11 protein-coding genes are annotated in these 15,173 nt (G+C 38.8%); 7 read left to right on the plus strand and 4 right to left on the minus strand.

The window, feature by feature from the left end; translation table 11 throughout:
* The first annotated feature begins 625 nt into the window (after positions 1 to 625).
* A complete protein-coding gene (locus AB3G38_RS23470) occupies positions 626 to 2,581 on the plus strand; it encodes an ATP-binding protein (RefSeq protein WP_367866122.1) in 1,956 nt (651 codons plus the stop codon).
* 60 nt (positions 2,582 to 2,641) lie between these two features.
* Here the strand turns inward: AB3G38_RS23470 and AB3G38_RS23475 are convergent, their stop codons facing one another.
* The 3 genes from AB3G38_RS23475 to AB3G38_RS23485 all read right to left on the minus strand — a co-directional run bounded on the left by AB3G38_RS23475 (position 2,642) and on the right by AB3G38_RS23485 (position 4,668).
* Positions 2,642 to 2,899 (minus strand): hypothetical protein, encoded by a 258-nt coding sequence (locus AB3G38_RS23475; protein WP_367866123.1) that lies wholly within the window; start codon positions 2,897 to 2,899, stop codon positions 2,642 to 2,644.
* A 4-nt stretch (positions 2,900 to 2,903) separates the two neighbouring features.
* Positions 2,904 to 3,647, minus strand: coding sequence for a ParA family protein (locus AB3G38_RS23480; RefSeq protein ID WP_367866124.1), 744 nt, complete (start codon positions 3,645 to 3,647; stop codon positions 2,904 to 2,906).
* 118 nt (positions 3,648 to 3,765) lie between these two features.
* Positions 3,766 to 4,668: a DMT family transporter gene (locus tag AB3G38_RS23485; protein ID WP_367866125.1), complete on the minus strand. Its 903-nt coding sequence runs from the start codon at positions 4,666 to 4,668 to the stop codon at positions 3,766 to 3,768.
* A 249-nt stretch (positions 4,669 to 4,917) separates the two neighbouring features.
* On the opposite strand from AB3G38_RS23485, the gene AB3G38_RS23490 reads away from it, so the two are divergent.
* From AB3G38_RS23490 to AB3G38_RS23515, 6 genes are all read left to right on the plus strand, one after another.
* Entirely contained in the window at positions 4,918 to 5,508 is a 591-nt protein-coding gene (locus tag AB3G38_RS23490) for an RNA polymerase sigma factor (RefSeq protein ID WP_367866126.1), read from the plus strand.
* Positions 5,509 to 5,574: 66 nt separating this feature from the next.
* Positions 5,575 to 6,750 (plus strand): FecR family protein, encoded by a 1,176-nt coding sequence (locus AB3G38_RS23495; RefSeq protein WP_367866127.1) that lies wholly within the window; start codon positions 5,575 to 5,577, stop codon positions 6,748 to 6,750.
* A 214-nt stretch (positions 6,751 to 6,964) separates the two neighbouring features.
* A complete protein-coding gene (locus AB3G38_RS23500; RefSeq protein WP_367866128.1) occupies positions 6,965 to 10,354 on the plus strand; it encodes a SusC/RagA family TonB-linked outer membrane protein in 3,390 nt (1,129 codons plus the stop codon).
* 18 nt (positions 10,355 to 10,372) lie between these two features.
* Entirely contained in the window at positions 10,373 to 11,926 is a 1,554-nt protein-coding gene (locus AB3G38_RS23505; RefSeq protein WP_367866129.1) for a RagB/SusD family nutrient uptake outer membrane protein, read from the plus strand.
* A 26-nt stretch (positions 11,927 to 11,952) separates the two neighbouring features.
* The gene (locus AB3G38_RS23510; protein ID WP_367866130.1) at positions 11,953 to 12,270 is read left to right on the plus strand and encodes a hypothetical protein; all 318 of its coding nucleotides are present in this window, start codon (positions 11,953 to 11,955) and stop codon (positions 12,268 to 12,270) included.
* Between the two features lie 146 nt (positions 12,271 to 12,416).
* On the plus strand, positions 12,417 to 13,850 hold the full coding sequence (locus AB3G38_RS23515) for an amino acid permease (RefSeq protein WP_367866131.1): 1,434 nt from the start codon (positions 12,417 to 12,419) through the stop codon (positions 13,848 to 13,850).
* A 142-nt stretch (positions 13,851 to 13,992) separates the two neighbouring features.
* On the opposite strand, the gene AB3G38_RS23520 is transcribed toward AB3G38_RS23515, so the two are convergent.
* On the minus strand, positions 13,993 to 14,928 hold the full coding sequence (locus AB3G38_RS23520; protein ID WP_367866132.1) for a DUF6268 family outer membrane beta-barrel protein: 936 nt from the start codon (positions 14,926 to 14,928) through the stop codon (positions 13,993 to 13,995).
* Positions 14,929 to 15,173 lie beyond the last annotated feature (245 nt).

Below are 15,173 nucleotides of genomic sequence, written 5' to 3' on the forward strand. Positions count from 1 at the left end.
CCAGTAAGAATAACCGGCCGGCAGTAAGTTCTCAGTGTAAAGGAATTACGAAAAAGGGCCTTAGATGCAAACGTATGGTTAAAACGGGAGAATATTGCTGGCAGCATCGCTAAATCTTTTAGAGATACTGAATTCTGATCATGTTCTGTTCAAAATTGAATGTGATTACAACTGTAGTCAGAATTGCTACCGGAGCCTTCGGTAATCTGATTAAAATACATCCCTCAAAGATAATACAAGAATTATTAAAGACAGTTTCTTCTATCTTGGTATTATCATTCTTCCGGTTTCTGATCTGGCTGATATTGCTTAAGTTTTTAATTATAATAATTCCTGTAAACCGGAATAAAGAACAAAGGATGAGTAACTATGAAATTGCTTTTTTTATACTGAAATGAAGCATTTTTTCCGAAATAGTGCTAAGCCTCACTACTGTCATAGCACTGATGCTTCGCGTATTTATTCTTGATGTGGGAATTCCTTTTTATCATCAGCTCAATCCTTTATGAATTGAAAAAATGCACATGTTTAGCTAATTTAATAACCTGATATGATGAGGCTAACGATTTTCTGGCTGATTAATTGTTATATCATGTTGGTGACTACGCAAATCTAATCAGGGAAAATGGAATATTTAAAAGGAATTAGTGAGACGGATACTTGTGCCGGACAACCAACCAGGGAGAAACTGTTAGAAGAGATTGCTACCCTTCAGTCTGTTTTGGACAATACAAGGGCCAGTATTTTCGCTTTCGATAAAAACTTTAATTATATCGCTTTTAATAAATCACATCAGCAAAGAGTAATGATGAGAAGAGGTGTGGATATTAAAATAGGTGATAATTATCTTTTGATGGCGAGCAGGAATGGTGGTATGGATGGAGACAGAATTCATAAAATATTCAGGCGGGTAATGGCAGGTGAAACCATTGAATTCATTGAAGAATTTACTGATCCGCAATTATACAAGGCATCCTTCAGCATGATTTGTAATCCGATGTATGATCAGTCAGGTCAAACTTGTGGTATGACTGTATGCTGTCAGGATATTTCAGAAAAAGTAGCGCTGCAAAAAGAGGTAAAAGACAAAAGTCGTCTGCTGAATGGCGTATTGGATAATCTGCCTGTTATAGTTTATGAAGTTGACCCGGCAGGAATATTTACAAGTTCTATAGGTTCTGGATTACAGGATTTGGGTTTGAAGAACGATGAACTTGTTGGCAAAAATGCTTTTGAAGCTTTTCCAGCTACAGCAGATGACTTAAAGAAAGGACTGAATGGAGAATCTGGTCAGTTTGTAACAAGAATTGAAGCAGGCGGCAAAGAACTCGTTTATCAAAGTAATATTTTCCCCAGCCCCGGTCAGCAGGGGAGTGTTACCTGGTTTGCCTTAAATATTACTCAGCAAAGCGAAGCGGAAACTGCGCTGCTGGAAGCGAAGCAGCAAGCAGAAGAGGCTATATTGGCTAAACAACAATTCCTAACCAATATGAGTCACGAAATCCGCACACCAATGAATGCGGTAATTGGTATGACCCATTTGCTCATGCAGGAAGATCCTAAGCCAGGTCAGCTTGAAAACCTGAATATATTAAAGTTTTCCAGCGAGAGCTTGTTAAGCCTTATCAATGATATATTGGACTATAGTAAAATTCAATTGGGTAAAGTCACACTTGAAAAGATAGATTTTAATTTAATTGAGCTGATTCATAGTATTAAACAAGCGCATCATTTACATGCTGAAGGAAAGGAGATCTTTTTTAATATCAATATGGATGCGAATCTGCCAGAGATGTTGGTAGGGGATCCAGTCAGATTAACACAGATTTTAAATAACCTGATCAGTAATGCGCTGAAATTTACCAACGAAGGTTATGTGATTATAGACCTGTCGCTGAAGAAAATAGTAGAGGATCTGGTCGATATAAGTTTTACAATCACTGATACAGGGATTGGTATTGAATCGGATCTGAAAGATTATATTTTCGAAAGCTTTACACATGCGAGCGCGGATATTTCCCGCCATTTTGGAGGAACAGGACTTGGGCTTTCAATTACCAAGCGTTTAATAGAATTAAAAGGCGGCAAAATCTCTGTAGAAAGTACCCTGGGTAAAGGATCGAGTTTCTTCTTTGATTTACAGTTTAGAAAGAGCCGGAAAAAAAGCGGTTATATCATGCCAGCTTTAGTTTTTGAAAGCCTTGCTGGTTTTAAAGTGCTGCTGGTGGAAGACAATGAGATTAATACTATAGTCGCAAGTAAATTTATGAAGAAATGGGATCTGGATATCGATTACGCAATTCATGGAATTGAGGCGCTTGAAAAGATAAAGAAAAATAAATATGATGTAATATTGATGGATTTGCAGATGCCAAAAATGGATGGCTATGAAGCAAGTAAAGCGATCAGGGATTTATCAGGAAAGAGATTTAAAGAATTGCCCATTATTGCATTAACGGCTTCTGTATTAGCAGAAATCAATAATCAGGTGACCGACGCAGGAATGAATGATTATATTTCTAAACCATTTAATCCAATGGAGCTCTATTCAAAAATTGCTAAATATGTCCATAAAAGGTAATACAATTGAATAGCTGTATGTTGTAATCAAACAGCTATTCAATCTTGTACAACTATCAATTTATACTTCATATTCCTTTTCTACCAGCGATAGAATCAACTCTCTTACCGTAACGCCTCTTTGTGCACCTAATATTTTTAAAGCCTTTAGAGAGCTCTTTTTAAGCCTTAAAGGATAAGTCACTATTTCTTCATCAGGCTGAATAACCTGTTTATCCTCTTTCGTGCTGCTCTCTTTTGAGGGAGAATTGAATAAGGCAGATACACCTCCTAAGTTCTTGTTATTATCTTCTATGTCACCTAAGTTTTTCTTTGCCATGCGCTTATATTTTAGCTATAATTTCATCTGTCAGATTTGCATAATCTGTTGCAGCATTTGATGCCGGAGCATATTCGAAAATATCTATTCCTTTCAATTGTGCTTCTACCAGTGCTACATTGATACGGATAGAAGTAGCAAATAATTTATCATTGAAATATTTTTTGATGCTTTCGGTAATTTGCTCAGTAATAATTCTTCTTGGATTTATTTTAGTGATAAACACGCCGCCAATCGTCAGGTTTTCATTGTAGTGTTTTCTGACATCAGAGATAATAGAAACCAGGCGGTCAATTCCTCTGTAAGCAAAATATTCAGCTTCTAATGGAATCATTACTGTGTCTGCTGCAACCAGCGCGTTCACAGTCAGCATACCTAAAGCAGGTGCACAATCAATCAATATATAATCATACTTTCCTTCTACAGCTTTCAATAATCTTTTCAGAATAGTCTCTCTTCCGAGTCTTGAAACCAGTTCAATTTCTGCCCCCAGTAAATCTAAAGAAGAGGGGATGATGTCTAAATATTCCGAGATTGATTCAATAGGCAGGGCTGTATCATCTTTTATACTATCATAAATAGATACTTTGACATCCCTTAATCCCAGGCCCTCTGTCAAATTTGATTGAGGATCAATATCAATCAATAACGTTTTCTTTTTTGCACGTGCTAAACCTGCGCCAATATTCAGTGTAGAGGTAGTTTTTCCTGTGCCACCTTTATGGTTTATAATCGCTATAATCTTCATTTGAATGTTTCTTTATACAAAGATGCAATGATACAAAGATGTACTGATATCTTAGTGCCAATACATCTATATTTTTTTTAATGATAAGATCTTCAGGGAGTTTAATTATTTTCAAGTATTATATAACTCTTTTTGAGCTGAACTTCTGGTGCAGGTAATCAGAAAGAATAATCATAATAACTGCAATCAGGATCAATAACATCCCGAGTACAAGATTTTGTGTAATAGCCTCTTTAAACGCAATTACACCTACAGCAACAGCAACCAGAGGCTCTAAAGCTCCAAGTATTGCAGTTACTGTAGAACCCACATACTGGACGGCAAATATCATGGCAACGCAGGATATTGCTGTGGTGGGCAACGCCAGCATGACCAGCTCTACAATCGATCTGATATCTGGTAAAGGCTGTAAACCAACAGTCAATTGTGCTTTGAACAGGAAAAAAACAGCACTGGAAGCCATCACATATAAAGTGAGCTTATAGCCGGACATCAATTGTATTCTCGATTGATTAACTGCTACAATATAAACGGAATAGGCCATTGCTGCAATTAAGATCGCACCAAGTCCCAATAAATTCAGCGTGACCCCATTATCTCCCTTATACAATAAGCAAACACCCAAAAATGCAATTGCGATGGCTGCCACAGTAATCAAACTTACCTTTTCTTTAAAGAACACCGCCATTAAAATAGCGACAAATACCGGGTATATAAATAGAATAGTAGAAGCAGTACCAACGCCCAGATAATCATAAGCCACCAGTAAATATTGTGCTGATAAAGCATACAATATACCCAGAACAGCCATAGGGACAATTTCCCTTTTTGCAATTCTGAAGGACTCCTTTTTAAACAGCATAAAAAGCGCAAGCAATAAAGATGCACAGGCAAAACGATAACACAAAAGGGAATCATGAGGAATTCCCTTGCGCATCAGGGGCAAAGCAAACAGCGGTATCAGGCCAAAAGTTGCAGACGAAATACATCCCCAAAAATAGCCCTTGACTTTAGTATTCATTCAAATGTCAGGTTAGAATTTATTAATGCCGGATTGGCGATGAAATATATGATAAATTTCCCGTTATCTCTTAAACGTGTTAGTATAGCGCTGAAAGCCATCTTAAAAGAATAATGATAACTTAAGGCATTTTGCATTTTTGCCATAATATTATGCAATTTAAACCTGTTCGTAATTATGTCATGAAAACTGCTTAGCTTTAATAGTGGAGAACTTAAACAAGACGGCTGATATACGGAGGAACAATTAATGATTGTGTATAATGAAATGTCTGATTTTGATCTGACCGAACTTTTAAAGTCTGGAGATCATAGCGCATTTTCTGAAATTTATAACCGGTATTGGGGCGTGCTTTATATCCATTGCCTGAAAATGTTAAAAGATGAAGCAGTAGCAGGGGATGTGGTTCAGGATCTTTTTGTTGCACTCTGGACAAAATCTTCAGCCATAGTGATTACCAGTAATCTTTCCGGATATCTGTACGTTACCGCCAGGCATAAAGTTTTAAATGAGATCCGTAAACGTAAAAATAACCACAAATTTATGGATAACCTATCCTTATTTGTAAAAACGAACGATAATCATATTCTCGAACAAATCAATGAAAAAGATCTGGCACGTGCTATAGAATCTGAAATACAATATCTTCCTCAAAAAATGCGTGCAATATTTGAATACAGCCGTAAATCATATTTATCACACCGAGAAATTGCAGATCTTCTTGGGATCTCGGATAAAACAGTTAAGAAGCAAGTGGCTAATGCCATAAAAATTCTTCGTTTAAAACTAAATTCGACTCAGATACAGCTAATTTTTATAATCTGGTTAATTAGTAAATAATATTTTCAGCTGATCTACTCCCTGCCTGCCCGGCAGGTGTCTTGATAATATTAGCCAGATATTGGAATGGACAAAAATAAGGTAGAACAGCTCATAGATAGTTACTTGGCAGGGACCTGTACCTTAGCTGAAAAAGCGCTGGTTGAGCGTTTTTATATGGAAGAGCTACTCAAAAGAGATCCGCTCGTTTCCATAACTGGCCCGCTGCAAAAAAAGAAGGCCATGTGGGAGGTTATCCATCAGAAAACCAATTCCGGGCAGCTCAAAAAAAGAAAATTGGTTCCTTATTTCTTCAAAAGCAGACTCACAGCCGCAGCAGTTCTGCTGCTGGTTGCTGCCGGATTTTATTTTTATCCCCGGCGCACTCATCAACAGGCGATCGTCAATCCTGAACAGACCGCTGATATTAAGCCAGGAGGAAATAAAGCAATTTTAAGTCTGAGTAATGGGAAGCATATCATTTTAGACGATACAGAAAATGGACTGATTACCCATCTGCCAGGCATGCTGATTAAAAAATCGAAAGATGGTCAGCTCGTTTATACCGCTGAAAATGAATCCGGTAAGCCGGGGCAACAAGAGCAGTTTAATCTAATAAATACGCCAAAAGGAGGCCAATATCAGCTTGTACTTTCAGACGGAACCCGGGTTTGGTTAAACGCGGCATCCTCCCTGCGCTTTCCTGAACGCTTTATGGGAAAAGAAAGAAATGTTGAATTAAAAGGAGAGGCCTATTTTGAAGTCGCCAAGAATAAAAACAGGCCATTTAAGGTGAAAAGCGGGAAGCAAACTATAGAAGTTTTAGGTACGCATTTCAATATCAGCAGTTATAGTGAAGATCAAAAAAGTAAAACTACTTTACTCGAAGGTTCAGTACGTATAGTTTCTTCAGACCCGGACAGAGGTGGCTCAGCTGCTTTCAAAGGTCAAATTTTAAAGCCCGGTCAGCAAGCTGTCCTTTCCGGAGATCAGCTTCATATTATTTCAGTCGAATCAAGTGATGAAATTGCCTGGAAGAATGGAAAATTTATGTTTAACAATGAAGAACTCGGCAGTATACTGACCAAAGTAGCCCGCTGGTATGATGTGGATATCAGCTATGAACAAGAGTACATGAAAAAGAATACCTATTGGGGAACAGTTTCCCGGTTTGATCATGTCTCCAAAGTACTTAAGATGTTAGCGCTGACCGGAGATGTGCATTTTAAAATAGAAGGGAGAACAATCCGCGTGATGAAATAATAAAAATTAATTCCTGAAAAAGACAAGTTTACGATTGAAGTCAAACCTATCAACTAACCAACAAACCTTATGAATTATAAAAGATACCCCTGAATTTCATTTGATTATAAATTATAAACAGAACCAGGATTGCAGTCCGGGTTCTGTAAATGATTGGCTATAATCAATTTACTGTTGAGTGAACATATTAATTAAACATAAACCAAACAATCAAATGTATAAAATTTATACTGAAGAAAGTTGCAGGCATTCTGCCTGCATGTCTAAATTTCTGCTGGTTATGAAACTTACAGCCATTTTAATGATTGCTCTTCTGATGCAGGTGAGTGCTGCCGGCTTTGGACAGCGTATCTCCTTTCGCCAGAAAAACACATCCTTAGCAAAGGTGTTCCGGGAAATTACCCGCCAGACAGGATATGATATTCTGGTCTCTTCCAGAATGTTAAATACATCGGCGAAACTGGATGTCGATTTTTCCGGAACTCCGCTCGAAATAGTGATGGAAAAATGTCTTGAAGGAAAACCGTTAACTTATACACTAACCGAAAAAACGATTATTGTAAAACCGAAAATAATCCCCGGTGAATACCGTACAACAATTGTTGATGGCATAGTAAGCGGAACAGTCACAGATACTAAAAGCAAGCAGCCACTGCCAGGAGTAACGGTAAAAATAGAGCATGGAACCTGGGCTCAAACAGCGATCACAGACCCTCAGGGGAATTACCGGTTTCCAGCAGTCCCCGCCGGGAATTACACCTTAACATTTTCGAGTATCGGATTTGTAAAGCTGACTAAGGATATCGTTATACAAGAAGGAAAGCAGGTGATTTCAAACGCTGCACTGAGTGAGAATGTTGCAGAATTGTCTCAGGTAATGGTGGTTGGATATGGTGCACAGAAAAGAGCTAACCTGACAGCTTCGGTAACGCGGATTGATGCGGAAGAGTTTAAAGGAATCAGTACAACCGGAATTGGCCAGGCCATACAAGGCAGGGCGCCAGGTGTACAAATTTATAGAAACAGCGGGGCACCCGGTGCAGGCGCAACTATAAACATAAGAGGTATAGGATCATTTACTAACAATTCTCCATTGATTGTCGTGGACGGAGTTCCTGCCGGCGATATCAACCTGATCAGTCCTGATGAAGTAGAATCCGTAACTGTACTCAAAGATGCCTCTGCTTCTGCTATTTATGGAGCCAACGGAGCCAACGGTGTCATTATCATTACGACCAAAAGTGGTAAAAGCGGAACAGCGAAGATTGATTATGCTTATAAAGCCGGCTTCAACCAGGCAGTTAATATGCCAGAATTGTTAAATGCAAAAGAATATGCTATGCTTCAAAACGAGGCAAGGATCAATTCGGGAAGAATGCCGCTTTTTACCGATGATCAGATTCGTAACCTGGGAGAAGGGACTAACTGGAGAGATCAGATTCTGCAGACAGGGATCAGGCAGGAACATTACGTGGGTATTTCTGGCGGAGCACCGAAAATGAACTACCTGCTCTCTGCCAATTATCTCAATGAAAACGGTACTGCTATTTATTCCTGGTACAAACGTTTAAATATCAGAACTAAAATTGACGGGCAGATTGGAGAAAAATTCAGTACAGGATTACAAGCGCAATACAGTTTTAGCAAAAGTCAGGGAGGGGCAGATTTTACAGATGCGACTATTTTTTCACCAACCATTCCCTTGATGACCCCAGATGGCAGACCTGGAGCCTATAGCCGGAATGATCCTTCAGGAGCTGTAAATACAGGATTGAATCCTGTATACGACAGGGAGATCAGTCTTGGCTATTCCAATAATAACCCCGCAAATTATTTATTGTCTACCGCTTATGCAGAATACAGATTTTTACCGGCTTTAAAGCTGCGTTCCAGTATTACTTATGAAAGATCAACCGTGCTTACCAAAGCCTTCAGTCCCAGTTATGAGTTCCGGAATTACGAAGGAGACGTGATCGCATCGAATAGCCGTTTACCCTCGCAAAGAGAATTTACACAAACTTATAATCAGGACAGCCGCTATTTACTGACGAATACACTGGAGTATAGTAAAACTTTCAATGAAGCTCACAACTTTAAGGTTCTGGCAGGATATGAAGAGCAGCAATCAAACTCAGAAGCAACAAGAATGAACCGGATCGGAGGCTTTCCGACCAACGACTGGCTGAACTTTGGTACAGATATCACCTCACAGGTAAAAGCTACAGGAACCGCAGACATCAGCTCCAGAAGATCATGGTTTGGCAGGTTGAACTATGATTACCAGGGTAAATATCTTTTTGAAGCTGTGGGACGCAGAGATGGATCTTCTAAATTTGCACCAGCTAACCGGTGGGGATTTTTTCCTTCTGCTTCTGTGGGTTGGAGAATTTCTGCTGAAGATTTTTTCAGTCCTTTAAAAACTGTAGTTGATGACCTGAAATTCAGAGTGAGTTATGGATTGACAGGAAATAGTAATATCCCGAATTTCGTCTATAATTCAACAGTAGAGATTAAAGATGGTTATGTCTTTAACAATACTGCAGTACAAACAGGTTCAATAAATACCCTGCCCAACAAAAATATCAGATGGGAAACCAATAAACTTTTTAACATTGGTTTGGATGCTACTTTGCTGAACAAGCGTTTAAACATAACATTTGATGCCTATCAAAGAAAATCAGAAGATCTGCTCACCAATGTATCTATTCCTGCAACATCGGGTATTTCGAATGATCAGGGGATTCTGGGTACACAAATACAAAATGTCGGTATCCTGAAAAACCGGGGGATGGAACTTTTGATTGGCTGGAAAGATAATATATCTTCCGACTTTGGTTATCAGCTCAATCTGACAGGTTCTTATAACAAAAATGAGCTGCTTAAATTTAATGGATTGTCAGATAAGCAAATTATAGGTGCGGCAGGTGAACTGGTCAATCAGGTTGGTCAGCCTTTAAATTCAATCTATGGATTCAGGTCTGTCGGTGTATGGCAAAATGCAGCGGAAATTACCGCTAATCCACATCGTGTCAATGATCAGCCAGGAGATTTAAGATTCCAGGATATCAATAACGATGGAAAAATAGATGAAAATGACCGGACTATTTTAGGGAATAGTATTCCAAAATACACCTTTGGACTTTCAGGCGGACTGAATTACAAAAACTTTGACTTTAACTTCTTATTGCAAGGAGATGCGCAAAAAGATTTCCTTCAATACGGTTATGGATATTTTGAATATTATCTTCAAAATTATAACAATTACGCTTATGCACTTAATCGCTGGCATGGAGAGGGGACCTCAAACTTAAACCCCAGACTTATTGCCGGAAGTGAATACCTGGCCAATACCGTCTCTTCTTATTTCGTACAGGACGCTTCCTATCTGAGATTAAGACACGTGGAAATCGGTTATAAAATCCCTCAGTCGGTATTAAACAAATTGAAGATTTCTTCGCTGAGAGTTTATGCCGGAGCTGATAACCTGCTTACCCTGACAAAATATTATGGTCTTGATCCTGAACAAGGGAATGCTGTTGGCAGGGATGCCATTAATTATCCACAAGCCAGAACCTTTACGCTTGGTTTAAATGTTACTTTTTAAACGCTTAAAGTTAAAATCATGAAGAATTATTATAGCTATATCATACTGATTATTCTTTCCATTGCTTTTGGAGGATGTAAAAAGGACCTGCTCGATGTCCGGGACCCTAACAATGTGAACGAAGAAATTTTTTATAAAACCAGCGATGACGCAATTCTGGCTACGAACTCCGTGTATGGGAGTATGTACCGTCTGGATAATTTTGGCTGGGTATATATTTGGGAAAGTGTGCTCACAGACGACGAAAGATGGGACGGGGAAGGCACTCCCGCGTTATATGGAGGATTGGCAAGTGGTATTGAGACTGCTATAGGCAGCAATAGTTATGTACGCAGAGTTTGGAATGCCTCGTATGCGACGATTGCAAAAGCAAATATAGCGCTGGCTAAAATTCCCGCTATCCAGATGGATGAAGCATTAAAAAACAGGTTGCTGGCTGAATCCAGATTTTTCAGAGCATTTATGTACCATAGACTGGTTATGCGTTATGGGGATGTTCCGCTAATGCTGAAATTGCCTTCAGAAGATCCGGTTCTGCCTGTGCGTACCGCTAAAGCTGAAATTTTAAAAGTTATTCTGGATGACCTGAAATTTGCTGTTCAGTATTTACCAAAGGAATATAGCAATGCAGATATAGGGCGTGTAAAAAAAGGCGCTGCCCTGGTGTTAAAAGCACGGGTGGAAATGGCAAATCAAATGTGGTCAGAAGCTGCGGCTTCTGCTAAAGCATGTTTGGATCTCAACTATGGATTAAATCCGGATTATAGTGAATTGTTTAATAAACCCGGTACTGAAAATCTGCCAGAATCATTATTCGAAATTCAATGGGGAAATAATAACGGTGATTTTGGTTCGCAGATCAATACCAGGTATACCGACAATGGAGAAGCCATTACTGCTCCTGCAGGATGGAACTGGGGACAGGTTTTACAAAATCTGGTGAATGAATATGACAATTTGGATGGAACTCCTTTTGTATTAGGTAATCGTGATGTCAGGACAGATATTACACAGTATCAAAACAGAGATCCCCGGCTGGCTGCAACTATTGATTTTGAAGGTGCTGATTATTTTGGTATTCCCTGGAAAAGAACATGGACACCAACTATGTATGGCTGGAAAAAGTACACGATTTCGAATGAGGTATTGAATAAATTCCCTAAAAAGACAATTCCCTACAACTGGATTGTATTGAGAAATGCAGAAGCCTATTTGTCTTATGCAGAAGCACAAAATGAAGTATCGGGTCCGGATGCAACAGTTTATGCTGCCATCAGGGAAATTCGCAGGCGTGCCGGAATTACTAATCCTGATCTTCCGGCTGGATTGACTAAAGAACAGATGAGAGAAAGAATCCGTCATGAACGCAGAGTCGAGCTGGCAGGGGAGTCCGTAAGATTTGAAGATCTGCTGCGGTGGAAAACTTTGAAATCAGCTTTGGAAAATAAGCACCTTGGAAATCCCGGTGTTAACTGGGTAATCAGTAACTGGGCTGACTTCCGTTACTTATGGCCTATTCCTCAGCAAGAAAGAGATCTGAATAAAAACCTGACCCAGAATCCGGGTTATTAAGTAATTAACCATTAAAATCAGAATTTATGAGAAATCTATTCATAGCAGGATTAATAGTATTGGCAGGGCTAACCTTTTCGTGTAAAAAGAATTACAAAGATGGGGTCTATGAAGAGCCCCAGTCGCTGATTATTGCAGGCCCTGAAGCGGTAAAAAAAGGTAATAGTGTAGACTATGCTACTTATTATATCGCTGGTCAGTATAGCTGGAGTGTGACCGGGGACGCAGCGATATCTTCCGGTCAGGGGACTTCCAAAGTGACTGTAAAGTTCGGAAATGTCAATAGTAAAGTAACAGTAACTGTAGCTGGGAAAACCGCAAGCAAAGATATTACCGTACAATAATCTGAGCCGTCCTGATACATGAAGAAACTATTTGAATTTATTTGACCTTTTAATAGCTCAAATGGATATAAGTTTACATTTTTGTTGGAATTTAGTATATAGTGCCAAATTAACTCTCCTTTACAATCAGATTAATTCCATAAAAATTGAAACAACTCAACGAAAAACCTGACGATCATAAGCTTAAAAGAGGCTTGCAAAACAGGCATATTCAATTAATAGCACTTGGTGGCGCGATAGGAACAGGCTTGTTTTTAGGAATAGGCCCTGCGGCAGTACTTGCTGGTCCCTCGGTAATTTTAGGTTATGCCGTGGCTGGTATCATTGCTTTCTTTATTATGCGCCAGCTCGGCGAAATGGTCGTAGAAGAGCCGGTATCAGGAAGCTTCAGTCATTTTGCTTATAAATATTGGGGTTCATTTGCAGGCTTTGCTTCTGGCTGGAATTACTGGGTACTTTATATTCTGGTCAGCATGTCAGAACTGACAGCAATCGGGATTTATGTCCACTTCTGGTGGCCTTCCATTCCTTTATGGTCGTCAAGTCTTTTCTTTTTTCTAACCATTAACGCACTTAACCTGACTTCAGTTAAAGTTTATGGCGAAGTAGAATTCTGGTTCTCTATTGTAAAAGTTGTGGCCATTATTGCGATGATATTTTTTGGCGTTTATCTATTGGTTAGCGGATCCGGAGGTGAACAAGCCAATATACAAAACCTCTGGAATGACGGCGGATTTTTTGCTAAGGGGCTGCTAAGCGCAGACGGAAAAGGCGGTTATCAGGGGCTGCTTTCTGCAATTGCGCTGATTATGTTTTCATTTGGCGGATTAGAACTCATTGGAATTACAGCTGCTGAAGCTGAAAATCCAGAAAAGACTATCCCTAAAGCAACAAACCAGGTTATTTACCGTATTCTTATTTTTTATGTAGGTGCACTGGTTATACTTTTCTCCTTATCTCCGTGGAAAAACATTACCACAGACAGCAGTCCGTTTGTGATGGTGTTTGAAAGCCTAAAAGGTTTTCAATTTAACCTGTTAGGAAAGACCTTTTATTTTACCAGTATCATTGCCAATGTATTGAACATGATTGTTTTAACGGCAGCTCTGTCCGTTTATAACAGTTGTGTATACAGCAACAGCCGGATGCTTTTTGGACTGGCAGAACAAGGAAATGCACCTGCTTTTTTATCAAAGCTGAATAAAAACCATGTACCCTTAAAAGCTATCCTGGTCTCAGGATTATTTGTAGCGATCAGTATTGTGATCAATAAACTAATGCCTGAAAAAGCATTAGGTATTTTGATGTCCCTGGTCGTTTCCTCACTGATGATTAACTGGCTGATGATTAGTATTACCCACTTAAAATTCAGAAAACAGAAACAAGCTGAGCAGGTGAAAACCAAATTTCCTTCCTTTATCTATCCATTATCCAATTACATTTGCCTGGTCTTTTTAGTTGGTATTCTGGTGATCATGTGGATTACAGGAATGAAACTTCCGGTGGAACTTATTCCGGGCTGGCTGGTACTTTTATACCTCTGCTATTTGGTGGTGAAGCGGAAGCAAAAACAAGCTTAAATATTGAAAAGGGGTTCTGGAAATTATTCAGAACCCCTTTTCAATTATAAACAAATAAGTTAATCTTCAAATCGTATCCTGTTTTCTATGTCTGACTAATTGCCACAATGAAACGGCCTTCGTATTTTTCTTGAAAAACTGTTTATTTGCCTTCTTTATTAAATTTAAGCCTGATTCCAGCATTGACATAGAAGTTCCCACCTAATTTGTTGATTTGTCCTTCTGTAAATAAGTTCTTGATACCACCTTCCCTAAGCTCATAATTTCTTAAAATCATATAACCACCACCCAGTACAAAATCAAAATGTTTACTCTTAAACTTGGTTTCCAGACCAGCAGGCAGTTCCGTGTAATTTAGATAACGTCTTTTAGGCTCAACCGTATTCTCGGTATCATAACTCGTATTTTTAAACCTCACCGCTAACTTTAATTCTAGCTTTTTGGTGACATCACGCGCAATGCTGACCTCAGTAGGTATATCAATATTGAATTTGAATCTGCCCTCTGTTTCCAAATGCAGCATCAAACCGGGTAAAACTATAGGTGCATTGAGTGCATTGACTACAAAAGCTCCAAATCCATAAGAGAATCCCTGCCTTGGAGTTTTGATGAAAAGTACGCCGCCGCTAATAAAAAAATCATGATAATCTACTCCTTTAAGATCCGTATTGACACCAGCAGTTAGCAGGCTGACCATCGCCCATTTATTTCGCATCGTACGTAAATAAGTTACCCCAAGCATTGTATTCAATAATTTTTCCGGCATTACATCCTGGGTATTGGTTTTACCAGACATTTCCGTGTAACCACCACTCACAATACCTGTCCATTTTTCTAACTTTTTGGTAGCAGGATCGAATTTGGTAGAAATCGGAAAACTATAATTCAGCTCCATCCTTTTTTGAGTTTTCTCTGTATTTTCTACCTGTCCGTTTTTCTGCGTGTATTTACTTTGGGGGACGTAGATCGCATTAACATCCAGTGTATTCTCGGGACCGAATTGGGCTATTGCATTTTTGCCGGTTAATAGCAGAAGAATGATAAGTAATCTTTTGAAAAAGAGATTTTTCTTAAACATAAATTTAAGCGAATGAGGTATTGAATATTTGTTGGACATTTTTTTCTGTTTAGTCATAGGACAACCTGTTTGCATTCTACCCTTACGCTGCTATTGAAATTAATTTTCTGCCTTTAAATCAATCCAAAATGGTGTTGATTCTTACTACAAGCTGTAGATAATGTCTACAATTGAAAACAATTGATCATTTTTAAATCACTTTAAACAAGGTTTTTAATCCTATTTTAATCTATGGAGCGAAAATT

Origin of the sequence: Pedobacter sp. WC2423 (assembly GCF_040822065.1) — a bacterium.
Classification (GTDB): domain Bacteria; phylum Bacteroidota; class Bacteroidia; order Sphingobacteriales; family Sphingobacteriaceae; genus Pedobacter.

What these genes read in the sequence shown, in the direction of transcription:
- AB3G38_RS23470 (WP_367866122.1), top strand. Translation starts at nt 626, where the DNA reads ATGGAATATTTAAAAGGAATTAGTGAGACGGATACTTGTGCCGGACAA.
- AB3G38_RS23475 (WP_367866123.1), bottom strand. Translation starts at nt 2,899, where the DNA reads ATGGCAAAGAAAAACTTAGGTGACATAGAAGATAATAACAAGAACTTA.
- AB3G38_RS23480 (WP_367866124.1), bottom strand. Translation starts at nt 3,647, where the DNA reads ATGAAGATTATAGCGATTATAAACCATAAAGGTGGCACAGGAAAAACT.
- AB3G38_RS23485 (WP_367866125.1), bottom strand. Translation starts at nt 4,668, where the DNA reads ATGAATACTAAAGTCAAGGGCTATTTTTGGGGATGTATTTCGTCTGCA.
- AB3G38_RS23490 (WP_367866126.1), top strand. Translation starts at nt 4,918, where the DNA reads ATGATTGTGTATAATGAAATGTCTGATTTTGATCTGACCGAACTTTTA.
- AB3G38_RS23495 (WP_367866127.1), top strand. Translation starts at nt 5,575, where the DNA reads ATGGACAAAAATAAGGTAGAACAGCTCATAGATAGTTACTTGGCAGGG.
- AB3G38_RS23500 (WP_367866128.1), top strand. Translation starts at nt 6,965, where the DNA reads ATGTATAAAATTTATACTGAAGAAAGTTGCAGGCATTCTGCCTGCATG.
- AB3G38_RS23505 (WP_367866129.1), top strand. Translation starts at nt 10,373, where the DNA reads ATGAAGAATTATTATAGCTATATCATACTGATTATTCTTTCCATTGCT.
- AB3G38_RS23510 (WP_367866130.1), top strand. Translation starts at nt 11,953, where the DNA reads ATGAGAAATCTATTCATAGCAGGATTAATAGTATTGGCAGGGCTAACC.
- AB3G38_RS23520 (WP_367866132.1), bottom strand. Translation starts at nt 14,928, where the DNA reads ATGTTTAAGAAAAATCTCTTTTTCAAAAGATTACTTATCATTCTTCTG.